Raw genomic sequence first — 21,092 nt, forward strand, 5'->3', positions numbered from 1 at the left:
CGAAATTCCCTGCGACCGGACGGCTCTGGCGCCCGGTGGGTAACAGTGGGCGTCAGGCGGCGTCACCCAGGATGGGGCCGAACCGTGCGCGGTCAGCCAGCCTGGGGTCCTCGCGGTCCGGAACCACCATGACCGGGCCCTTGGCGTGGTGGAGCACGCCGTCCGACGTTGAGCCCAGGAGCATGCCGGTGAAGCCGCCTCGGCCGCGGGTGCCCACTACTACCAGTTCAACGTGCCGGCTTTCCTCGACGAGCACGTCAACGGGGGATCCGTCCTTGAGTTCGTAACCGGCCTGCAGATGCGGGTAGTGGCTGCGGAGCCAGGACATGCCGGCATCAAGGGTGACCCGAATGTCGTCAAACAGGGCCTTCCGGTCCATGGGTGCGGGAACCCAGGCAAGGGAGCCGCTGTATTGGGGAACGGCGCAGACCACGCGGAGGGAGGCACCCAGTCGTTCCGCCTGGTCCGCGGCTTCCAGGACCGCGACGCGCGCCTGCTCGGAGCCATCAACGCCGACCACCACCACGTTCTCCACCGGCGGGTGCCCGGATTTGGCCTGCTCCGCCTTGACGCGGCGGTCCTCAATGGTCTGGCCGAGCCGGTCCGAACAGAACAGCGGGACCGTCACCGTGGGGCATTTGGCGTGGGCAGGCAGGGCGCTGCTGACCGAGCCCAGGAGCCGGCCCACAAAACCGCCCCGTCCCCGGGTGCCCACCACCAGGAGTTCGGCAGTTTCGGAGATTTCCAGCAGGACTCCTGCGGCGTCACCGTTCTCCACGGATGAAGTGACCTCGACGTCGTACGCGGAAACCTTCTCAAGGGCCTGCCTGGCGATTGCCTCGGCCCCCTCGCGGATAACGGAATCATCCACTGTGGCGTAGCCCCCGTCGAGGCCGGACGCGGCGAAAATGGGCACTGAATAGGCGGTGACGATATGGAGCGGACGACGGCGGCGCTGGGCTTCCCGCGCGGCCCACACCAGGGCGCACTGGCCGTGGTCCGAACCGTCCACGCCCACCACGATGCCGTGGGGAGCGGAAGAGGCACTACCACCATTCCGGGCCGGATCCGGATGCAACTCTCGTGAGCCCATGGGGGCCGCCTCCTCGCGATACGCCTGATGTTGCGGCTATTCTGCCAGAAAACAGACCGTTCCCCGCGCACTCGCGGCACCGGCACTGCCGGCACGAAAGGACCGTTCCCGTTTCCCACTATTCTCCGTGCCCTACGCCTTAGCAAGCCTGCCCAGAAGGGGAGGGCGAAACGTTATCCACAGCCTTTCCACAGCCATGAGGGAGGCGTCTTGACGCCACGGGGGATGTTTTCCTGATGGGGCTATCCACCGCCGCATTTGTTCTGTAGTCTTCAGGACATTGTTGGTCCGGGACGCCAACTGCAACTTCCTGCCAGGACGGTCCCGGCCATGCTCTGCGTCCGTACTTTGGGGGGTATCGGGACCGCGCGCCGGCGAGGACGCCGGCAACCGCCGAAAGCTTCAAGGGAGGGAAACTGTAGTGTCAAGCATGCCTGGGGATGCCGGGACCGAACAGACCACCACTGTCATCATTGGCACGGGACTGTCCGGGCTGGCCGTGGCCGCGGAACTGCGCCGCCACGGAGTGCAGTCCATTGTGGTGGACGGCCTGGACATCCTTGGCGCCGGCCAGCCCGCCAATACGTCGTCCCTGCAGCGCTGTGACGCGGCGGACAGCGACACTCTCCGGGAGCGGAACGAAATCCTGCGGCACCTGCGCAATTACGCGGCAAGCCACAGCGTGGACGTCCGGAACAGCACGCGCGCAGTCCAGCTCACCATGCTTGAAGGTCCTGAAGGGGCCACCGCCCCGCAATGGCAGGTGCACACGCCCACAGGCATCCTGGTGGCCGACCACATTGTCCTGACCCGCTGCGCCCACAGCCAGCTGCGCCGCATGCTCAACGATTTCGGCATCGCCGTTGGGCGGAATGTGGCAGCAGCGATGCGGGCCATCGGCATTTACCTGGTGGGCGTGGGTGAACTGATCACGCCCTCACCCAAGGAAGTGCTGCGCCAGGCCAAGACCGTGGGCCAGGCCATTTCCGCCAAGGTCAATCCGGACAGCGGCCAATCGTCCGGCGCCCCCCGCTCCAACAGCTCCTTCCCGGCAACAGGCGGCTTTGCGGTGCTGACCTGCTGAGGCTCTTCCCGGCTCCAGCCGGGCCTCCTCCGACCCGTCCTGCGTGCGGGGCCTACTCCCCGCGGTTTTCCCCCACATCCCCGTCATCCCCGTCGCCGGTCAAGCGGCGCCTGGCCAGCACGCCAAGGGCCACCAAAAGCCCCACGGCGACAACTGCGAAAATCACGATGCTCCATTGGAAGGGCTCCCCTGAGCCGGCAGGTTCCGACGGCTCCTCCGTCACCCCGGGCTTCGCGGTTCCCATTCCCGGAACGGCACCGGCCGTCGTCGGAATCCCCGTTGCCGGCGTTCCGGAGGGGGCAGCACCTGGCTGGACAGCACCGGCGGCGACCGTGAAGGTGAACGTTCCCTCAATGGGGTGCGAGTCGGAGCCGGCCACCCGCCACGCCACCGTGTACGCGCCGGCAGGGCCACCGGACCGGAGCCTTTGCGTGGCCACGTTGCCGACGATCTCGACCGGTCCGTCGGCCCATTCGGTGCCGCCGGCATCCTTGACCGAGAATGACGAACCAATGCCCAGCGGCTTATCGCTGAAGGTCACGGAGACGTCATTCGGCGGGGCCGCCAGCGAAGCCCCCTGCGCGGGGCTGGTGGATTCCGCTGCATCATGGGCGGAGGCCGGGCCGGCCAGGCCCAGCGTTGCGGCGGCAAGAACAAGAAGACCGAGCGCCAGGTTCAGCAACTTGGGACGGACTGGGCGCATGTTTGGGCTGCTCCTTGTGTTGGCTTCCTTACAGACTAGGCGAAATTGGCGGCGCGCCCGGGGCCGCACCATTAGGATGCAGGTATCCCCACACACTCCCCCGGAGGACTAATGCTTAAGCAAGGCTCTGCCCTGGACCGGTATTTCAGGGTCACCGAGCGCGGTTCGAACCTTTCCCGCGAGATCCGCGGCGGTTTTGCCACGTTCTTCGCCATGAGCTACATCGTGGTACTGAACCCCCTGATCCTGTCCGGGCCGGACTCCAACGGCACTACGCTCGGATTCCCGGCCGTGGCCGCCGTGACCGCACTTGTGGCAGGCATCCTGACCATCCTCATGGGAGCCTGGGGACGGCATCCCTTCGCATTGGCCACCGGCCTGGGTGTGAACGCCTTCGTCGCCGTCACCGTGGCCACCAACCCCGGGCTCACGTGGCCGGACATGATGGGCCTGGTGGTGCTCTCCGGCGTGACCATGCTGATCCTGGTCCTCACGGGTTTCCGCACCGCCGTCTTCAAGGCGGTGCCGGAGGGGCTCAAGACCGCCATCGTGGTGGGCATTGGCCTGTTCATCGCCTTGATCGGCCTGGTCAACGCAGGGTTCGTCCGCCGTATCCCGGACGTAGCCGGCACCACGGTGCCCGTTGGACTGGGCTTCGAAGGCAAGCTGCTGGGCTGGCCCACCGCCGTCTTCGTCTTCGGCCTGATCCTGACCATCGCCCTGGTGGTCCGCAAGGTCAAGGGCGCCATCCTGATCGGCATCATCACGTCCACGGTGCTCGCCGTGATCCTTGAGATGACCCTGCACATCGGGCCCAGCTTCGACGGCAAAAACTTCAACCCGCAGGGCTGGTCCCTGGTGGCGCCCGCGTTCTCCGGCTGGGCCGCCCCGGACCTTTCCCTGATTGGCAAAGCGAACCCGTTCGGCGCCTTCGGTCACCTTGGGTTCGTCGCTGCCACGCTGCTGGCTTTCGTCATCCTGCTCAGCATTTTCTTCGACGCCATGGGAACCATGGTGGGCCTGGCCAACGAGGCCGGGACGGTGGATGAGCACGGCAACATCCCCGACGTCGACCGTGTGCTCCAGGTGGACGCACTCGGCGCGATCATCGGCGGCGGCGCCTCGGTGTCCTCCAACCAGATCTACGTTGAAGCCGGCGCCGGCATCGGCGAAGGTGCCCGGACCGGCATCGCCTCCATCGTCACCGGCCTGCTTTTCCTGGTGGCCATGTTCTTCACCCCGCTGATCAACCTGGTGCCCTTCGAGGCGGTGGCCCCGGCCCTGGTGGTGGTGGGCTTCATGATGGTGTCCCAGGTGGGCAAGATCGACTGGCAGGACTGGGGCATTGCCATCCCGGCGTTCCTGACCTTCGCCCTGATGCCGTTCACCTACTCGATCGCGAACGGCCTCGGTGCCGGCTTCATCAGCTTCGTCATTATCCGGACCGTCCAGGGCCGCGCCAAAGAGATCCACCCCCTCATGTGGGCCGTGGCCGCCGCGTTCCTGCTGTTCTTCTCCATCGGAACCATCGAGGCCGCACTGGGCATGAAGTAACCCTGCACGCAGAAAGGGCTGGTGCGGCGTCTGCCGCGCCGGCCCTTTTGTTTACACCGGGACCTACATGAGCCGCGCCTAGACCGGAGTGTTCGGCGCGAGTCCTTCGTCCCCGGACACCGCCAAGGCTTTCCGTTGCCGCAGCCGGTCCAGCCGGTTCATCAAAGGGGACGTGGTGGCTCCGTGGATCACGATGGACAGTGCCACCACCAGCCCGATGAAGGACCAGAGCCAGTGCCCCTGGTCAACAAAGTGCCCTTCGCCCAGCACAAAGGCAAGGTAGTAAAGGGAACCGATTCCGCGGATGCCAAAGAAGGACAGGGCGATGCGTTCACGCGGGCCGGTCTTGCCGCCCAGCAGGCCAAGCCAGCCGGCGAGCGGCCGGACCACCAGCAGGAAGGCCAGGGCCACCAGCACTTCCGCGGGCCCGATCCCGGCCAGCAGCCCACGGGCGATCGCACCGCCCAGCAGCACCAGGATCACCACGGTCAGGAGCCGTTCCAGCTGCTCCACGTAGGAGTGCAGCACCCGGTGGTAGCCGTGGGTGCGCTCCGCGGCCCGGATGGTCACGGCACAGACGAACACGGCAATGAACCCGTATCCCTCCACCATGTCCGTCAACCCGTAGGCCAGGAACGTCGCCGCCAGGGCCACGAAGCCTTCAGAGTGGTTGGACAGCCTCAGGCTGTCCGCGCGGGCGGAGAAGAACAGGATGGCGAGCAGTTTGCCGGTCAGGAAGCCCACCAGGAGCCCGGCCGCCAACCGCCACACCACGTCCAGCCCAAACCATTCACCGAACCAGGCGGACCGGTCTGCCCCCGCGATGCTGATGGCAATGGCCAGGTACACGAACGGGAAAGCCAGCCCGTCGTTGAGGCCTGCCTCCGAGGTAAGGCCAAAGCGGACCTCATCCTCCTTGTCTGCCCGGTCATCCTGGTCCGCGGGCTCGCCCACCTGAACCTCGGACGCCAGGACGGGGTCCGTGGGGGCAAGGCTGGCGGCCACCAGCAGCGCCGCACCGAGTCCCAGGCCAAGGAACCACATTCCCAGCAGTGTCAGGCCGAGGATGCACAACGGCATGGCAATCCCCAGGAGCCGCCACGTGGTGGACCAGCGCTTGCGCCCCACCGGCCGGTCCAGCGCCAGCCCCGCACCCATCAGCGAAATGATCACGCAGACCTCCGCGAGGTGCATGACGAAGTTGCTGTGCTCCACCGGGTTGGGGTCAGGCAGCGACGGGATCAACGCGAACGCACCAATCCCTGCGCCCAGGAAGACCATGGGCATGGAGAAGGGCATGTCACGCAGCAGCTTGGGCAGCACTGCGGCGATAAAGACGGCTAGGCCGGCCGCGGCAAAGAGGATGTCCGGGGCTTCAAACATAGGGCAGTTCTCCAGCCTGGGTTGGGGCGTGGGTCCGGCGGCAGCGCGCCTGGCTGCTGCGGCGCGGACTTGGTCCCACCCTATCCCCTGCCCATCCCGGCGGGACCTGCCGCCTCCCGCGTTCTTGGATCCCGGACAGCACGACGGCGGCGGTGCTGGTTTTCGTGTACGGCATGCGGTGAGCTTGGGGCATGTCTTTCCAGCTCCCCACCGTTGATGTCCCGCCCCAGCCCTGGACCGGAAGGTTCGACGGCGACGAGGCCGCCCACCGCCGCTGGTGGCAGGCGGTGGACATCAACAGGACGCCGGGGCCGGCAGGGGTGGAAGCGGCACCGGACGGGGAACCAGCCACACCAGCAGCCCGTAAGCCGGCCGCCCTGCTGGGATTCGCCAGCGATGAGGGCGTGCGCCGGAACAAGGGCCGGGTTGGTGCCGCCGCAGCACCGGCAGCCCTCCGGAAAGCCCTCGCCCCGTTGGCATTCCATCTGGACCGCACCGTGGCAGATGTTGGCGACGTGGTGGTGTCCGGCGGGGACCTGGAAGCCGGGCAGGAACGGCTTGGCCTGGCGCTGGCCGCCCTGCTGGACTCCGGCCACCAGACGGTTGTGCTGGGCGGCGGCCACGAAACCGCATATGCAAGCTACCTTGGCGTCAGTGCCTCGTCGGCGGTCCAAAGCGGACAGCGCCTGGGTGTCCTGAACCTTGACGCACACTTCGACCTCCGCGACGAGCCCGTGGCCAGCTCGGGAACTCCGTTCCTGCAAATGGCCTGCGCGGAAGGGGACGCGGGGCGCGAATTCCGCTACGCCGTCGTCGGCATCTCGGAGCCGAACAACACCCGGGTCCTGTTCGACACCGCGGAGAAGCTGGCCGTTCGCTACCTGCTGGACGAGGACTGCGAAGCGGACCGGGCCCGGGACTTCGTGGCGTCCTTCCTGGCGGACATCGACGTCCTGTACCTGACCATCGACCTCGATGTGCTGCCTGCCGCGGTGGCGCCCGGGGTCAGCGCGCCGGCGGCATACGGGGTGCCGCTGCCCGTCATTTCGGCCGTGTGCCGGCAGGTGGCGCGGAGCGGGAAGCTGCTGCACCTGGACGTGGCGGAACTGAACCCTGAATTCGACATTGACGGCCGCACTGCCAAAACCGCCGCACGGCTCGTGGACACGCTGCTGCGCTGACGGGCCGGGCCGGTTCGATACCGGGTCAGGCCTTCAGCACGTAGCGCCGCTCAGGCCGCCCCACGCCGTACTTGAGCCGGACGTCCAGGGTGCCCTCGTCATGCAGGTATTCCAGGTACCGGCGCGCGCTGACCCGGGAGGTGCCCAGTTCCTCGGCCATCTCCGCCGCCGACACATCTCCGGCGGCAGCATTCAGCGCAGCCTCCACCAGCCGCAGCGTCTCGATGCTGCAGCCCTTGGGCAGTGGGCGTTCGGCACGGTCCAGGCCGAACACCCTGTTGACGTCCGACTGTTCAGCCACGTCCTTGGACGCGTCAAGGCTCTGGTAGGCGCTGCGGTAGTGCTCCAGCCGCTCCTGCAGGTCCGTCTGGGAAAAGGGCTTGATCAGGTAGTGGACGATGCCGCCGCGGAGGGCCTTCCGCACGGTTTCCACCTCACGCGCGGCGCTGATCACCAGCACGTCCAGTTCCGGTGCCACACCCCGCAGGCGCTGCATCAGGTCAAGGCCGTTGACGTCCGGCAGGTGGATGTCCAGCAGCACCAGGTCCGGCTGGAGCCGTTCCGTCTCCGCAACTGCCTGGGCGCCGGTGTGCGCCGCGCCCACCACGGTGAAGCCCGGCGTGCGCTGGATAAAGCCTGCATGCACCTTGGCCACCATGAAGTCGTCATCGACGATCAGGACCTTGATCATGGATTGGTATTCCCCCGTTTCAGCACAGCAGTAAAGACAGCCCCATTATCGTTGGCCACCGTCAGGTTCCCGCCGCTGCGGCGGCAGACTACCCGGGACAGCGCCAGGCCGAAGCCGCGGCTGCCGGCCGGGCCCGGTTCCTTGGTGGTGAAGCCCTGGCGGAAGATGTGGTTGGTGGACCCGCCGGGAACGCCCGCGCCGTTGTCCCGCACGGTGACCACCACCTCTCCCCCAGCCTTGCCGTCAACCCGCACCCTGACGGCTGCCTGTGGAAGCCCGGTGACGGCGTCGAACGCGTTGTCCACCAGGTTTCCCACCACCGTGGTGAGGTCCCGGGACAGCGCGTCATCAACTTTGTCCAGCACGGAGGCGGGATCCAGCTGCAGGGCCGCGCCGCGTTCCGTGGCAAGGCTGGACTTGGCGATCAGGAGGGCCGCGAGCGCCGGATCCTTGATCCGGCCGGTCACCTCATCGTTGAGCCGGGTGCGGTCCACGGTGGCACCGTTGACGAACTGGACCACGGAATCGTATTCGCCGATCTGGATCAGGCCGGAGATCACGTGCAGCTGGTTGGCGAACTCGTGGGCCTGCGCCCGGAGGGTGTCCGTGGCGGTGCGGGTGGTGCCAAGTTCGTGTTCCAGTTCCGAAAGCTCGGTGCGGTCACGGAGGGTGGTTACGGAGCCGATCACCTTGCCGCGCGACTGGATGGGTACGCGGTTCATCACCACCAGCCTGTCCCCTACGAGCACCAACCGGTCCGGCCCGGGCTGCTCGCGGGTGAGGACCTCCTTCAGGGCGGGTTCGACGGCGAGGCCCGCCACGCGCTTGCCCACACAGCCATCCGGGAGGCCCAGCAGGGCGCGGGCACTGTGGTTGGCCACCGTAATCCTTTCGTGCAGGTCCAGGGCGACCACGCCCTCCTTGAGGCCGTGCAGCATTGCCTCCCGGTTTTCCACCAGGCTGGTGATTTCACTCGGCTCCATGCCCAGGGTCTGGCGCTTGACGCGCCGCGAGAGCAGGAGGGAGCCGGCGACACCCAGGACACTTGCCACGCCCAGGTACGTGAGGAGGTTGGGGACGGCGTCGCCCAGCCGTTCAAGGACCGTTGGGTAACTGCGGCTGATGGAGGCGATTCCGATCATGCGTCCTGTGTCATCCAGGACGGGGACGTGCGCGGACAACAGCGGTGCGGGGGTCCCGCCCACCACTCCGGTCCAGGCCCGGCCTTCCATCACCCTGCTGTCACCGAGCTCCAGCGGCTCACCCAGCAGGCTGGGGTCTGAGGATGCCACAACGGTGCGGTCGACCCTCGCCAGGGCTACCCGGGACGAGCCCGAGACAATGCGCACCGACTCGGCCACTGCAGGCAGCACAGCGCCGCCCCGTGCCTGGGACTCAGGGAGGAGTTCGCGTACCACGGGATTCCCGCCCAGGGCTTCCGCCGCGGACAGCGCCCGCCTGCCTTCGATCCGTTCGAAGGCAGCCGCGGACTGGGCCAGCGAAATGGCCACCACGCCCACCAGGACGGCCAGGACAATAAGCAACTGCAGCAGAAGATACTGCCCGGCAAGGGAGATTCCTCGTCGTCGAGTCACAATGGTCTTCCTGGTATTGGGAGGCGGGCAGGCCGGGGTGTCCGACACGGTTGACTGGCCGTTTGGCGTGCGCGGGAGTAGGGCGCAGGGCCGGGGGTGGGTACCGGGAACTATATCCCAAAGCCCCCGCCAGGGGCGCCGTGGGGTCTTGGAAACGTGTACGCAATGAACACAACTTTCTCTGCGTACACAAGAGTGATCGCCGTCACGGCCGCCCCTAGCATCGGAACCACAAGGCATCGGAACCACAAATCCGCCGATGCTGGCCAGGTTTGTTTTGAGAGAAGAGGAACACATGCGCCAGATCCGCGCATTGCGCGTTGCCGCCGTTGCTGCCGGCATCGCCCTGATGGCCACCGGTTGCGGTGCCACCGGCAAGAGCTCCACCGGTTCGGAAAGCACCGGCGCCGCCGCCGGGCCCATCACCGGGCTGCAGATTATGGTCCCCAACTCCCCTGGTGGCGGCTACGACACAACTGCCCGGGCCGCTGCAAAGGTCCTGGACGACGCGAAGATCTCCACCAATACAGAGGTCTTCAACCTGGCCGGCGCGGGCGGCACCGTGGGACTGGCCCGCATCGTCAATGAAAAGGGCAACGGGGACCTGGCCATGCTGATGGGCCTGGGCGTCGTGGGTGCCAGCTACACCAACAAGTCCGAGTCCAAGCTGACCGGGACCACCCCACTGGCCCGCCTCATCGAAGAGCCGGGCGCCATCATGGTCGGCAAGGACTCCCCCTACAAGACGATTGATGACCTGGTGAAGGCCTGGAAGGCCGACCCCGGCTCCCTCGCCGTCGGCGGCGGCTCCTCCCCCGGCGGCCCGGACCACCTCCTGCCCATGCAGCTTGCCGGCGCCGTGGGCATCGATGCCACCAAGGTCAACTACGTTGCCTACGACGGCGGCGGCGACCTGCTGCCCGCGATCCTTGGCAACAAGCTTGGCTTCGCCGCCTCCGGTGCCGGCGAGTACCTGAAGCAGATCGAATCCGGCGAAGTCCGCGTGCTGGCCACCAGCGGCGACAAGCGGCTGGACGGCGTGGATGCGCCAACCCTGAAAGAATCCAACATCGACCTCGTCTTCACCAACTGGCGCGGCGTGGTGGCCCCTCCGGGAATCAGCGACAAGGACAAGACTGCCCTGATCGCAGCCCTGGAAAAGATGCACGGCACGGACGGCTGGAAGGAAGCGCTGAAAACGCACAGCTGGACTGATGCCTTCATCACCGGGGACCAGTTCAAGACTTTCCTTACCGAGCAGGACAAGCGGGTTGCGGACGTCCTCACCAAGCTTGGGCTGGCGTGACGCCGCTGGCCACAGGTCTTAAAGGCCGCTCCGAGCTGGGAGTCGCACTCCTGCTCGGGGCGGCCGGCGTCGTCGTCTTCCTGGACGCCAACGGCCTGGTAACCCCATATTCGAAGTCCGACCCCGTGGGACCCAAAACCGTTCCGTTCATCGTGGCCGGAATGCTGGTGGCTTGCGCGGTCCTGCTGGCCATCAACGTGCTGCGGCGCGGCAAAGGCGAAGCGGAGGGCGGCGAGGACGTGGACCTCACACACCCGGCGGACTGGAAGACGGTCCTGCCCCTGGCGGGAGCATTCATCCTGAACATCCTGCTCATCGACTGGGCCGGCTGGGTGATCTCGGGAACCGTCCTGTTCTGGGGCAGCGTCCTGGCGCTCGGCAGCCGCCGCTATATCCGGGACGGACTGATCTCCGCGGCACTGTCCCTGTTGACCTTCTACGGCTTCTACCTCGGCCTGGGCATTGCGCTGCCGGCCGGCCTCCCGGAAGGAATCCTTTAATGGACGTCTGGTCCTCCCTGATGGACGGCTTCGCCACCGCCCTCACCCCCATGAATTTCCTCTACGCCATGATCGGCGTGATCCTGGGTACCGCCGTCGGCGTCCTCCCCGGCCTCGGACCGGCCATGACTGTGGCCCTGCTGCTGCCCGTCACCTATGCCCTGGAACCCACCAGCGCGTTCATCATGTTCGCCGGCATTTACTACGGCGGCATGTACGGCGGGTCCACCACCTCCATCCTCCTGAACACGCCTGGCGAATCGTCGTCGGTGGTCACCGCCATTGAAGGCAACAAGATGGCCAAGGCGGGCCGGGCGGCGCAGGCGCTTGCGACGGCGGCCATCGGCTCGTTCGTTGCCGGCACCATTGGCACGGCGCTGCTGGCGGTCTGTGCACCGATCGTCGTTAAGTTCGCCGTGAGCCTGGGCGCGCCCAGCTACTTCGCCATCATGATGCTGGCCCTCCTGGCCGTCACCGCCGTCCTGGGGTCCTCCCGGCTGCGCGGGTTCGCCTCCCTGGGACTCGGCCTGGCCATCGGCCTGGTGGGCATGGACTCGGTCACCGGGCAGCGCCGGCTGACGTTCGGCCAGCCGCTCCTGGCGGACGGCCTGGACATCGTGGTGGTGGCCGTGGCCATCTTCGCCGTGGGCGAGGCCCTCTGGGTGGCGGCGCACCTGCGCCGCACCCCCTTGCATGCCATTCCCGTGGGCCAGCCGTGGATGGGCAGGTCCGACTGGAAGCGCTCTTGGAAGCCGTGGCTGCGCGGTACCGCTTTCGGCTTCCCGTTCGGCGCCCTGCCGGCCGGTGGCGCCGAGATCCCCACGTTCCTGTCCTATGTCACGGAAAAGCGCCTCAGCAAGCACCCCGAAGAGTTCGGCAAGGGTGCCATCGAAGGCGTGGCCGGCCCGGAGGCAGCCAACAACGCCGCGGCCGCCGGCACACTGACTCCCATGCTGGCACTGGGCCTGCCCACGAATGCCACGGCGGCCGTGATGCTGGCGGCCTTCACCTCGTACGGCATCCAGCCAGGTCCCCAGCTCTTCGAAAGCCAGGGGCCCCTGGTTTGGGCGCTGATTGCCAGCCTCTTCATCGGCAACCTGCTGCTCCTGATCATCAACCTGCCGCTGGCCCCCTTGTGGGCAAAACTGCTGCAACTGCCCCGCCCATACCTGTACGCCGGCATCCTGTTCTTCGCCACGCTGGGCGCCTACTCGGTGAACCTGCAGGCGTTCGACCTGGTGATCCTGCTGATCCTCGGCGCGCTCGGGTTCATGATGCGGCGCTTCGGGTTGCCCGTACTCCCGCTGATCCTCGGCGTGATCCTGGGTCCGCGCATTGAAGGGCAGCTCCGCAAGACCCTGCAACTGAGCGCGGGTGATCCGGCGGGACTCCTGGGCGAGCCGATCGCCGTCGGGATCTATGTCATCATTGCCGTCATCCTGCTCTGGCCCTTTGCCTTCAAGCTGATCCGGCGCAACACTCCGGTTGCCGCTCCTGCCGGCGGGGCGGCGGCCCTTGCCAGGGAAGCCGATGATGCGGTCCACTCGAACCACGATGCCGTCTATTCCGACCATAAGGAGCAACCATGACCGTCGTTGTGGGATACGTCCCCACCCCCGAAGGCGAAGCTGCCTTGACCCAGGCCATCACCGAAGCCCGGAAGAACAACAGCACGCTGGTACTGATCAACTCCTCCAAGGGAGAGGCGGCAGTGGATACCCGGTTCGCGCCCGAAGGCGGGGTCCAGGACATCGAACGGCGGCTGGCCGGCGAGGGCATGCAGTACGTGATCAAGCGTCCGGTCCGGGGCCACGACGCCGCCTCCGAAGTCCTGGACGCGGCCGAGGAACACAAAGCGGACCTCATCGTGATTGGCCTGCGCCGCCGCACACCGGTGGGCAAGCTGATCATGGGCAGCACGTCGCAGCGCATCCTGCTGGAAGCCGACTGCCCGGTCCTTGCCGTCAAGGCGGGCTAGGCCGAGCCGGCGGAGCAGGCCGACTGAGCCATGGCCGGCTAAACCGTAACGGCCGCCGGCGTCCGGAACAATTCCTGGCGCTGGCGGCCCAGGCCCTCCACTTCCACTTCCATAACGTCGCCGGGCTGGAGGTACGGGAAACGTCCGCTGAGGGCCACGCCCTGCGGCGTACCCGTGAGGATCACGTCGCCGGACTCCAGCCGCATGTACTGGCTGCAGTGGTGGACCAGGGTGGCGGCGTCGAAGATGAGTTCGGACGACGACGAATCCTGCCGCGGCTCACCATTGACCCAGCTGCGCAGCCGCACATTGCCGCCGTCGATCTCCCCTGCCGGAACCAGCCACGGGCCCAGGGGTGTCGAGCCAGGCAGCGACTTGCCCTTGGTCCACTGGCCGGCCGCTCCGGGCAGCTGGTACTCACGTTCGGAGAAGTCATTGGCTGTGACGTAGCCGGCAATGCAGTCGGCGGCCTCCTCCGTGGAGCCGAGGTAGCTGGCTTCCCTGCCGATCACGATGCCCAGCTCAACTTCCCAGTCGTACTGGGAGGAGCGGGGCGGGAGAGGAGCCGGGTCATAGGGGCCGGTGACCGTGTTGGTGGGCTTGAGGAAGACGACGGGAACCGTGGGCGCGGCTGCACCGGATTCCGCAGCATGGGCGGCATAGTTCATCCCGATACCCACTACTGTGCCGGGGCGGGCCACCGGAGAACCAACCCGGAGCGAAGCGGCACCGTCCAGGACCGGCAGCTCGCCCGCTTCCAGTGCGGTACGGACCCTGCCAAGGCCATTGGCAGCAAGGAATGCCCCGTCCACGTCTGCGGTAAGCGGCAGCAAGCTGAAATACCGGTCCGGGCCATCAACGGAGGAAACCAGCACGGCCGGCTGTTCTCGGCCGCTTTCGCCCAGGCGCATGATCTTCATACCGAATTCTCCTCAAGGTCTTGGTGGGGCTTTCGGAGCCTGCGACGGCCCCATTCCATGGTGGGTGATACCCCGCCACGCCTGCGAACGAACACTTTATGACCGCTGCTGGAAGGACGGACATCTGACATATGCCCGGAGCAGCCGGTAGAATATGGGAGCCACCTTGGCACGAAAGACAGAAAGTTCAGTACATGACTACAGCCACTTTGGAGCGGATCCCCGCCGCTGCCGGCCAGACGGAAGGACCGGCACTGCGGTCCATCAGCCTGGAGTTCTCCAGCGCCAGCGAGGTTCACGCCGGACTGGAAGAGGCCGTCGCCGAACTGATTGAGGTCGCCGCCAAGGACGCCGCCTGCGGCATCCTGGTTACCCGGCTGCACCCGGGACACTACACGGTAGCCCTTGACGAATCAGTACCCTTCGGCGAGACCTACGAGTCCATCGCCGCCTGACACCCGCGAAACCGCCGCTGCGTCCCATGAGTCCCCGCACCGGGCGCCGGCAACAAAAATCCCCGCAGGCCGTTGGCACTGCGGGGATTTTTTGGCTTCCGGCGGGACTACGCGCGGCGAACCTGCACGCCGTCGGACTTGAGGAAAAGTTCCTTCTCCGCCGGGCCTGAGGGTCCGGCCGGCACCAGCCAGAGGACATTGCCGCTCTGCGATACCTCTTCCACTTCCCCGGCTGCCACCACATGCGCATGCTTGATGATCTCGACGCGGTCTCCGGCCTGGAGGGATTTCCAGTTGGATACCGCGGCGGAATGGGCATGGCGCCTCGACAGGACTGCCCCACGTGCTTTCATTTGAACTTCTACCCCTTTGTATCGTTCTGCCGCCACAGCTTCTTCGATGTGACTTTCACTACACCTTCAGTTCTACTACACTCCCGGCGCCGCGGTGGGCCGCGGCGCCGGAAATTCCGCCCTTCGGACAGAAGCTGTGCAGGCCCTGAAGATTCTTCGGTTTCAGGCGAGCGGCCCGACGGCGGATTCCGCCGCACGAAGCACCTCACCTGAGGCGACCAGCCGGTCAGCCGCCTCCAGTTCCGGGGACAGGAAGCGATCGGTCCCCGGCCCTTCCACCACCGCACGCAGGGCCGCCACAACGGCGGAGCCTGCCGGTCCCGGCGTCAGCACGCCACCCGACAGCTGCGTGCGGATGTCCAGTGCACGCGCCGACGTCACCAATTCGATGGCCAGGACGCGGCGGAGGTTCTCCACGGCCTTGCGCAGCTTCCGCGCCGCATGCCAGCCCATGGACACGTGGTCCTCCTGCATGGCTGAGCTCGGGATGGAATCCACGGAGGCCGGAACGGCCAACCGCTTGTTGTCGGACACCAGGCCCGCCTGCGTGTACTGCGCAATCATCAGGCCGGAATCGACTCCCGGATCCGCCGCGAGGAAGGCAGGCAGCCCGTGGGAACGGGCAGGGTCCAGCATCCGGTCCGTCCGGCGTTCCGCGATGGAGCTGAGATCTGCCACGGCGATGGCAAGGTAGTCCAGGACATAGGCCACCGGCGCTCCATGGAAGTTGCCGTTGGAGCTGACACGGCCGTCCGGCAGGACGACAGGGTTATCGATGGCAGCCGCCAGCTCCCTGGTGGCCACCAGTTCGGCGTGATCAACGGTGTCGCGTACGGCACCGGCAACCTGCGGGGCGCAGCGCAGCGAATAGGCGTCCTGCACCCGCGAGTCCCCCACCTTGTGCGAGGCGACGATCGGGGAGTCCGAGAGCACCCTCAGCATGTTGTCAGCGCTGGCCGCCTGGCCGGGGTGCGGCCGAAGCGCGGAATGCAGCTCGGGCAGGAACACCTGGTCGGTGCCCAGCAGCGCCTCGACGCTGAGCGCAGCGGTGATGTCCGCCGTCGCCAGCAACTGGCGAAGATCCGCAATGGCCATCAGGAGCATGCCGAGCATGCCCTCGGTCCCGTTGACCAGCGCCAGCCCTTCTTTCTCAGCGAGGGTGACCGGCTCGATACCGTGTTCTGCCAGCAGCTCCGCGACAGGTGGCTCTCCACGGCCGCCGTACGTGACGCCGTCGGGCCCTTCCGCTTCTCCCTCACCCATGAGGACCAGGGCGCAGTGCGACAGCGGGGCAAGGTCGCCGGAGCAGCCCAGCGAGCCGAACTCGCGGACCACGGGCGTGATCCCGGCGTTAAGGACGTCCACCATGGTCTGCAGGACGACGGGACGGACGCCGGTGCGGCCGGAGGCCAGGGTCTTGGCGCGGAGGAACATGATGCCGCGGACCACTTCGCGCTCCACCGCAGGGCCCATGCCGGCGGCGTGGCTGCGGATCAGCGACTTCTGCAGCTGGGTGCGCAGCTCGTTGGGGATGTGGCGGTTGGCCAGCGCACCGAAGCCGGTGGAGATGCCGTAGGCAGGGGTGTCGCTGGAGGCGAGGTCGTCGATGTGGGCGCGGACCTTGGCGACGGTTTCCAGGGCTTCAGGCGCGATGGCCACCTTCGCATCGTGACGTGCGACGGCGAGCACATCCTGGGGTGTGACGCCGACGGACCCGAGGGTGACGGTCAGTGGTTCGTGGGTAATGGCTGTCATTGAAATTCCTTGAAGAGGTCCCATCGACTGCTCCGTAATGGTCGTTTTAGGGACTCTAAACGACCATTACGGAGCAATCGATGTGGGGCTTGGCCTGGTGAGCGGACGGCGGTTACTGGTTTTCCTGCATGGGGATGCGGACGCCGCGTTCCTTGGCGACGTCGAGCGCACGCTCGTAGCCGGCGTCGGCGTGGCGGATGACGCCCATGCCGGGGTCGTTTGTGAGGAGGCGCTCGAGTTTCTGCGCGGCGAGGTCCGTGCCGTCGGCGACGGAGACCTGGCCTGCGTGGAGGGAGCGGCCGATGCCGACCCCGCCGCCGTGGTGGAGGGAGACCCAGGTGGCGCCGGAGGCGGTGTTGAGCAGGGCGTTCAGCATGGGCCAGTCGGCGATGGCGTCCGAGCCGTCGGCCATGGCCTCGGTCTCACGGTAGGGGGAGGCGACGGAGCCGGAGTCCAGGTGGTCGCGGCCGATCACGATGGGTGCCTTGACCTTGCCTTCCTTGACGAGCTGGTTGAAGAGCAGGCCGGCCTTGGCGCGTTCGCCGTAGCCCAGCCAGCAGATGCGGGCGGGCAGTCCTTCGAATTCCACTCGTTCCTGCGCGGCGTCGATCCAGCGGTGCAGGTGCTTGTTCTCGGGGAACAGTTCCTTGATGGCCTCGTCCGTGACGCGGATGTCCTCGGGGTCGCCGGAGAGGGCCACCCAGCGGAACGGGCCCAGGCCCTCGCAGAACAGCGGCCGGATGTAGGCCGGGACGAAGCCGGGGAACTCGAAAGCCCGGGCGTAGCCGCCCTTGCGGGCCTCGTCCCGGATGGAGTTGCCGTAGTCGAAGACCTCGGCGCCGGCGTCCTGGAACTCGACCATGGCCTGGACGTGTCGGGCCATGGAGGCCTGGGCTTTCTTGGTGAAGCCCTCCGGATCGGCTTCAGCCTCGCGGTGCCACTCGTCAACCGTGATGCCCTCGGGCAGGTAGCTCAGCGGATCGTGGGCCGAGGTCTGGTCAGTGACGATGTCGACGGTAAGTTCGCCGGCCTTGTGGCGGCGCAGGATCTCGGGGAAGACTTCGGCGGCGTTGCCCACGTAGCCCACGGACCAGCCGCGGCGTTCCTCCTTGGCCTTGAGGACCTTGGCGATGGCGGCGTCGAGGTCCGTTTCCACCTCGTCCAGATAGCGCTTGCCGGCGCGGCGGCGCAGGCGCATTTCGTCGACGTCGACAATCAGGCAGGCGCCGTCGTTCAGGGTGACGGCGAGCGGCTGGGCGCCGCCCATGCCGCCGCAGCCGCCCGTGAGGGTCAGGGTCCCGGCCAGGGTGCCGTTTTCGTCGCCGGTCAGCTTGCGGGCGATCGCGGCGAACGTTTCGAAGGTGCCCTGCAGGATGCCCTGGGTGCCGATGTAGATCCACGAGCCCGCGGTCATCTGGCCGTACATCATCAGGCCCTCGGCCTCGAGGCGGCGGAACTCGGGCCAGGTGGCCCAGTCGCCGACCAGGTTGGAGTTGGCCAGGAGCACGCGCGGCGCCCACTCGTTGGTGCGGAAGACGCCCACCGGTTTGCCTGACTGGACCAGGAGCGTTTCGTCCTTTTCCATGGTTTCCAGGGTGCGGGTGATGGCATCGAACGCCGCCCAGGAGCGGACGGCGCGGCCGGTGCCGCCATAAACCACGAGGTCATCGGGGCGTTCGGCGACCTCGGGGTCCAGGTTGTTCATGAGCATGCGCAGGGGCGCTTCGGTCTGCCAGGACTTTGCGGTGAGCTTGGTGCCGCGGGCTGCTTTGACCGGGCGGGCACCGGTGGTGAAATCGGCGGGTGCCATGGTGGGCTCCTTCTGGTGATTTTCTGGTGGAGGAAGAACTTCTGTATCAACTAAAGCCCCTCAACCACGGCCTTCACAGGGCTTTCCGCGCTGTTGTGTCCGGTATTCCAGACGACCCGCCGGCCTATTTGAGGGGGCGTCCGTGAATGCGGACGGAGAGTTCATCCGCCACCTTCTGGACCCGGGCGGCCAGCACCGGCCACTCCTCCGCGGGCAGCTTGTCCTCCAGGAAGGTGACAGCGACGGCGGCGGTGGGCCACCCCAGATGGTCGGTGACAGCGGCCGCAATCGAGCCAAAGCCGGGGGTTACTTCCCCGTGTTCCGTGGCGTACCCGCGCTGGCGGACCTGGTCCAGGTGCGAGGACAGGGCGGAGTACTTCATGATGGCCCCCTCCACCTCATGCCGGGCGGTGAAGGCCGCGGCGTTCGGGTAGAGCGCGCGCACTTGGGATTTGGGCAGCGCGGCCAGGATCGCACGGCCGCTGGCGGTGAGGTGGCTGGGAAGGCGGACGCCGACGTCGGTCACCAGCGACGGCCGGTTCTTGGCCCGCTCCTCCACGATGTAGAGCACGTCGCGCCCGTGCAGGACGGCAAGATGCGCGCTCTCGCCAATAGCGTCCACAAGGCTCGCAAGCAGGGGACGGCCGAGTCGCGACAAGGGTTCCTGGCGGGAATATGCGGAACTGAGCTCGAAGGCGCTGATGCCCAGCCCGTACCGCTGCTCCTCATGGAGATGGAGGACAAAGCCGTTGGCTTCCATTACCCCCAGCAGGTGATAAACACTCGACCGCGGCAGGTCCAGGCTGGAGGCGATCTGGGAGGCCGCCATGGGCCCCCTTCGTGAAGCCAGCAGCTTGAGGATGCGCAGGGTGTTTTCCGCGGCTGGAACTTTTGATGGCGCCTTGGCGGACGCCCGGGGCGCCTGGGCTTCGGCGTTTGTTATTGCGGCGCTCCGTGTTGCGGCGCCTAGTGCAGTGCTCATGGAGTGGAAGGATCTTTCTGGCTAGCTGTCCGGTATCCCGTACTTAAGCTTGCGCCCTCGGGCGCCGTTGGTGCAGAGCCAATTCAACGTCAGGTGTCTGGGCTCCCAGACACCCCGCTCCGGTAGCAGGACGGAACCCCACTGGCGGCCGGGTCGTTAGGCGTAAGCGCGCAGGAACCGCTCCAGGGCATCCTCCCAGGGGGATCCGTGGTGATGAACGACGTCGATGCTGCCCGGCCACCTTCCATCCGGCCACTTTCGGTCCGGCCAGTGGGGTGGTTCCCAGTCCTGGTGTTCGCTTTGGTAGTGGCGTCCGGTGGGTGAGGTCCAGCCGGGTGGTTCGTTCTTCGTGGCCGGGGTTGGTTTCCAGCCGGTGGTGTGGCGCAGCTTGTGGTGTTTCGGGCAGGGCTGTCCCAAGTTGCTGATCCCGGTGGTCCCGCCGTTGGCCCAGGCAAGGATGTGGTCGGCGTCGTTGTCCAGGGAGTTGTTGCTGCACCCCGGGAACGGACACTTTCCATCCCGCATCCTCAACCAAGCCCGCATCGCCCCGGTCACCCGGTAGCTCGTCCGCCCGATTTCCAGCGGCGCCCCGTCCCGGAGATCCACCAACACCCGATAAAACGACCCCGCCCCGTTCGCCACCAGCTCCCGTGCCATCGACGGCGGAATGGGCCCGTACCCGTCCAGCATCGCCGGTTCATCGGTCACGCCCGTCAGGGAAAACACCGGAACGGTGACCAAAACCTGGGCGCGGATCGGTGACGACGACCGGGATGCAACTCCTTCGACGGACCCGGCTGCTGTACCGCTGCCTTGGGTGATACTGCCGATGCCAAGGACCGCATCGGCGAAGTTGTCGGCCCGCAGCTGTGGCATGCTCCGGCACTCGTCCGGCCCCTGCTGGGATCTAGAGATAGCAGTCAGCCGGTTCCACCCGGCCAGCGCCTGGTCCGCGGGCAGGCAGGCGGAGAGCCAGGCCATCCCGTCCTGGTCCGGCCGGAACTCCACCCGCCGGTCCGCCACGGACTTGGCATGGCGTTTCTCAATGCTCTCGGAGTGGTGGCGTTCCCGCCAGGTGCGGGCCTTGGCTCTGAACCGGTGCGCCGGCATCTGCCCCACTGGGCACCCCCGCGCCGCGTCGGGGGCGTCCGGGTCAAGGAAATGCGCTTCCAACGCCGCGGCGCCGTCAGCATCCAGACACGCGGCCTCGTCCGCCATCGCCACCGCGTGCTGCCATGACAACACCCCGGCCTGCAATCCCGCCAGGGTTCGCGGCAACACCGTAGTTACCGCGTGGGAAGTGGCAAGGAACGTCGCCGCCGCCCGTGGACCCAACGCCAAAACGCATCCGATCTCCGCCGCGGCGGCCATCTCCTGCGCCTGCACCAGCGCATCCGGCCCGGCAACAGCATGGGCAGACTCCGCGTACGTCACAGCAGCCTTCGCTTTCAAAGCTGCGATCCCTGATTCCACCTCACGGGCACCGGCAAGAATGTCCAGGCAACCATCCGCCAAACCAGCCAACGGATCCGCCACCGAAAACGGCTCGAGACCGGAACCATCCACCTCCGCACGAAGCACAGCAAGGGCAGCCCGGATCCCCTCATATGCCCTCGCCACCGCTGCCCTTCCCATAAACACATCATCGCGCGGGGGTCTGACAATCACATCGGACGGACAGGACTCCCTGCTGCGCCCCGTCGCAGCTCGAGTTGGCGGCCACAGTCTGTAACCGAAGACACCAAGGCC

19 protein-coding genes are annotated in these 21,092 nt (G+C 66.9%); 8 read left to right on the top strand and 11 right to left on the bottom strand.

Annotation, left to right across the window (positions count from 1 at the left end; all coding sequences use genetic code 11):
• Positions 1-52: 52 nt before the first annotated feature.
• On the bottom strand, positions 53-1,093 hold the full coding sequence (locus tag J2X98_RS10635; protein ID WP_307307644.1) for a universal stress protein: 1,041 nt from the start codon (positions 1,091-1,093) through the stop codon (positions 53-55).
• A 430-nt stretch (positions 1,094-1,523) separates the two neighbouring features.
• On the opposite strand from J2X98_RS10635, the gene J2X98_RS10640 reads away from it, so the two are divergent.
• Entirely contained in the window at positions 1,524-2,177 is a 654-nt protein-coding gene (locus J2X98_RS10640; protein WP_141946589.1) for an FAD-dependent monooxygenase, read from the top strand.
• Positions 2,178-2,229: 52 nt separating this feature from the next.
• On the opposite strand, the gene J2X98_RS10645 is transcribed toward J2X98_RS10640, so the two are convergent.
• Positions 2,230-2,880, bottom strand: coding sequence for a copper resistance CopC family protein (locus tag J2X98_RS10645; protein WP_307307647.1), 651 nt, complete (start codon positions 2,878-2,880; stop codon positions 2,230-2,232).
• A 111-nt stretch (positions 2,881-2,991) separates the two neighbouring features.
• Between J2X98_RS10645 and J2X98_RS10650 the strand changes: the two genes are divergently transcribed.
• Positions 2,992-4,434 (top strand): NCS2 family permease, encoded by a 1,443-nt coding sequence (locus tag J2X98_RS10650; RefSeq protein ID WP_307307650.1) that lies wholly within the window; start codon positions 2,992-2,994, stop codon positions 4,432-4,434.
• Between the two features lie 78 nt (positions 4,435-4,512).
• Here the strand turns inward: J2X98_RS10650 and J2X98_RS10655 are convergent, their stop codons facing one another.
• Positions 4,513-5,817, bottom strand: a complete 1,305-nt coding sequence (locus tag J2X98_RS10655) for a cation:proton antiporter (RefSeq protein ID WP_307307654.1) — start codon at positions 5,815-5,817, stop codon at positions 4,513-4,515.
• A gap of 191 nt (positions 5,818-6,008) precedes the next feature.
• On the opposite strand from J2X98_RS10655, the gene hutG reads away from it, so the two are divergent.
• Positions 6,009-6,998 carry a formimidoylglutamase gene (gene hutG, locus J2X98_RS10660; RefSeq protein ID WP_307307657.1) on the top strand — a complete coding sequence of 330 codons (990 nt, stop codon included), beginning with the start codon at positions 6,009-6,011 and terminating at the stop codon, positions 6,996-6,998.
• Positions 6,999-7,023: 25 nt separating this feature from the next.
• Here hutG and J2X98_RS10665 read toward each other — a convergent pair whose 3' ends face one another.
• Positions 7,024-7,689, bottom strand: coding sequence for a response regulator (locus J2X98_RS10665; protein WP_141944060.1), 666 nt, complete (start codon positions 7,687-7,689; stop codon positions 7,024-7,026).
• Positions 7,686-9,266: a sensor histidine kinase gene (locus J2X98_RS10670; protein ID WP_307307760.1), complete on the bottom strand. Its 1,581-nt coding sequence runs from the start codon at positions 9,264-9,266 to the stop codon at positions 7,686-7,688. Before J2X98_RS10670 ends, J2X98_RS10665 begins: the two co-directional genes overlap by 4 nt.
• Positions 9,267-9,579: 313 nt before the next feature.
• Here J2X98_RS10670 and J2X98_RS10675 point away from each other — a divergent pair, with 313 nt between their 5' ends.
• From J2X98_RS10675 to J2X98_RS10690, 4 genes are read left to right on the top strand one after another with little or no spacing between them, the layout of a single operon-like run.
• On the top strand, positions 9,580-10,590 hold the full coding sequence (locus tag J2X98_RS10675) for a Bug family tripartite tricarboxylate transporter substrate binding protein (protein WP_307307663.1): 1,011 nt from the start codon (positions 9,580-9,582) through the stop codon (positions 10,588-10,590).
• Positions 10,587-11,090, top strand: a complete 504-nt coding sequence (locus tag J2X98_RS10680) for a tripartite tricarboxylate transporter TctB family protein (protein WP_307307666.1) — start codon at positions 10,587-10,589, stop codon at positions 11,088-11,090. The genes J2X98_RS10675 and J2X98_RS10680 overlap by 4 nt, the downstream gene beginning before the upstream one ends.
• Positions 11,090-12,679, top strand: a complete 1,590-nt coding sequence (locus tag J2X98_RS10685; RefSeq protein ID WP_307307669.1) for a tripartite tricarboxylate transporter permease — start codon at positions 11,090-11,092, stop codon at positions 12,677-12,679. The genes J2X98_RS10680 and J2X98_RS10685 overlap by 1 nt, the downstream gene beginning before the upstream one ends.
• Positions 12,676-13,068, top strand: a complete 393-nt coding sequence (locus J2X98_RS10690) for a universal stress protein (protein ID WP_307307672.1) — start codon at positions 12,676-12,678, stop codon at positions 13,066-13,068. The genes J2X98_RS10685 and J2X98_RS10690 overlap by 4 nt, the downstream gene beginning before the upstream one ends.
• Before the next feature lie 38 nt (positions 13,069-13,106).
• Here J2X98_RS10690 and J2X98_RS10695 read toward each other — a convergent pair whose 3' ends face one another.
• Complete coding sequence (locus tag J2X98_RS10695; RefSeq protein WP_307307675.1) at positions 13,107-13,988, bottom strand: fumarylacetoacetate hydrolase family protein; 882 nt, start codon at positions 13,986-13,988, stop codon at positions 13,107-13,109.
• 194 nt (positions 13,989-14,182) lie between these two features.
• Between J2X98_RS10695 and J2X98_RS10700 the strand changes: the two genes are divergently transcribed.
• A complete protein-coding gene (locus tag J2X98_RS10700) occupies positions 14,183-14,443 on the top strand; it encodes a hypothetical protein (protein WP_307307677.1) in 261 nt (86 codons plus the stop codon).
• A 107-nt stretch (positions 14,444-14,550) separates the two neighbouring features.
• On the opposite strand, the gene J2X98_RS10705 is transcribed toward J2X98_RS10700, so the two are convergent.
• The 5 genes from J2X98_RS10705 to J2X98_RS10725 all read right to left on the bottom strand — a co-directional run bounded on the left by J2X98_RS10705 (position 14,551) and on the right by J2X98_RS10725 (position 20,978).
• Entirely contained in the window at positions 14,551-14,796 is a 246-nt protein-coding gene (locus tag J2X98_RS10705; protein WP_307307679.1) for a hypothetical protein, read from the bottom strand.
• Positions 14,797-14,958: 162 nt separating this feature from the next.
• On the bottom strand, positions 14,959-16,551 hold the full coding sequence (gene hutH / locus J2X98_RS10710) for a histidine ammonia-lyase (RefSeq protein ID WP_141944086.1): 1,593 nt from the start codon (positions 16,549-16,551) through the stop codon (positions 14,959-14,961).
• 112 nt (positions 16,552-16,663) lie between these two features.
• Positions 16,664-18,361: a urocanate hydratase gene (gene hutU, locus J2X98_RS10715; protein WP_307307685.1), complete on the bottom strand. Its 1,698-nt coding sequence runs from the start codon at positions 18,359-18,361 to the stop codon at positions 16,664-16,666.
• Positions 18,362-18,485: 124 nt separating this feature from the next.
• Positions 18,486-19,343 carry an IclR family transcriptional regulator gene (locus tag J2X98_RS10720; RefSeq protein ID WP_307307688.1) on the bottom strand — a complete coding sequence of 286 codons (858 nt, stop codon included), beginning with the start codon at positions 19,341-19,343 and terminating at the stop codon, positions 18,486-18,488.
• Between the two features lie 156 nt (positions 19,344-19,499).
• A complete protein-coding gene (locus J2X98_RS10725; protein ID WP_307307691.1) occupies positions 19,500-20,978 on the bottom strand; it encodes an HNH endonuclease signature motif containing protein in 1,479 nt (492 codons plus the stop codon).
• Positions 20,979-21,092 lie beyond the last annotated feature (114 nt).

Origin of the sequence: Pseudarthrobacter enclensis, assembly GCF_030811655.1 — a bacterium.
GTDB lineage: Bacteria > Actinomycetota > Actinomycetes > Actinomycetales > Micrococcaceae > Arthrobacter > Arthrobacter enclensis_A.

What these genes read in the sequence shown, in the direction of transcription:
- J2X98_RS10635 (WP_307307644.1), bottom strand. Translation starts at nt 1,093, where the DNA reads ATGGGCTCACGAGAGTTGCATCCGGATCCGGCCCGGAATGGTGGTAGT.
- J2X98_RS10640 (WP_141946589.1), top strand. Translation starts at nt 1,524, where the DNA reads ATGCCTGGGGATGCCGGGACCGAACAGACCACCACTGTCATCATTGGC.
- J2X98_RS10645 (WP_307307647.1), bottom strand. Translation starts at nt 2,880, where the DNA reads ATGCGCCCAGTCCGTCCCAAGTTGCTGAACCTGGCGCTCGGTCTTCTT.
- J2X98_RS10650 (WP_307307650.1), top strand. Translation starts at nt 2,992, where the DNA reads ATGCTTAAGCAAGGCTCTGCCCTGGACCGGTATTTCAGGGTCACCGAG.
- J2X98_RS10655 (WP_307307654.1), bottom strand. Translation starts at nt 5,817, where the DNA reads ATGTTTGAAGCCCCGGACATCCTCTTTGCCGCGGCCGGCCTAGCCGTC.
- hutG (WP_307307657.1), top strand. Translation starts at nt 6,009, where the DNA reads ATGTCTTTCCAGCTCCCCACCGTTGATGTCCCGCCCCAGCCCTGGACC.
- J2X98_RS10665 (WP_141944060.1), bottom strand. Translation starts at nt 7,689, where the DNA reads ATGATCAAGGTCCTGATCGTCGATGACGACTTCATGGTGGCCAAGGTG.
- J2X98_RS10675 (WP_307307663.1), top strand. Translation starts at nt 9,580, where the DNA reads ATGCGCCAGATCCGCGCATTGCGCGTTGCCGCCGTTGCTGCCGGCATC.
- J2X98_RS10685 (WP_307307669.1), top strand. Translation starts at nt 11,090, where the DNA reads ATGGACGTCTGGTCCTCCCTGATGGACGGCTTCGCCACCGCCCTCACC.
- J2X98_RS10690 (WP_307307672.1), top strand. Translation starts at nt 12,676, where the DNA reads ATGACCGTCGTTGTGGGATACGTCCCCACCCCCGAAGGCGAAGCTGCC.
- J2X98_RS10695 (WP_307307675.1), bottom strand. Translation starts at nt 13,988, where the DNA reads ATGAAGATCATGCGCCTGGGCGAAAGCGGCCGAGAACAGCCGGCCGTG.
- J2X98_RS10700 (WP_307307677.1), top strand. Translation starts at nt 14,183, where the DNA reads ATGACTACAGCCACTTTGGAGCGGATCCCCGCCGCTGCCGGCCAGACG.
- J2X98_RS10705 (WP_307307679.1), bottom strand. Translation starts at nt 14,796, where the DNA reads ATGAAAGCACGTGGGGCAGTCCTGTCGAGGCGCCATGCCCATTCCGCC.
- hutH (WP_141944086.1), bottom strand. Translation starts at nt 16,551, where the DNA reads ATGACAGCCATTACCCACGAACCACTGACCGTCACCCTCGGGTCCGTC.
- hutU (WP_307307685.1), bottom strand. Translation starts at nt 18,361, where the DNA reads ATGGCACCCGCCGATTTCACCACCGGTGCCCGCCCGGTCAAAGCAGCC.
- J2X98_RS10720 (WP_307307688.1), bottom strand. Translation starts at nt 19,343, where the DNA reads ATGAGCACTGCACTAGGCGCCGCAACACGGAGCGCCGCAATAACAAAC.
- J2X98_RS10725 (WP_307307691.1), bottom strand. Translation starts at nt 20,978, where the DNA reads ATGGGAAGGGCAGCGGTGGCGAGGGCATATGAGGGGATCCGGGCTGCC.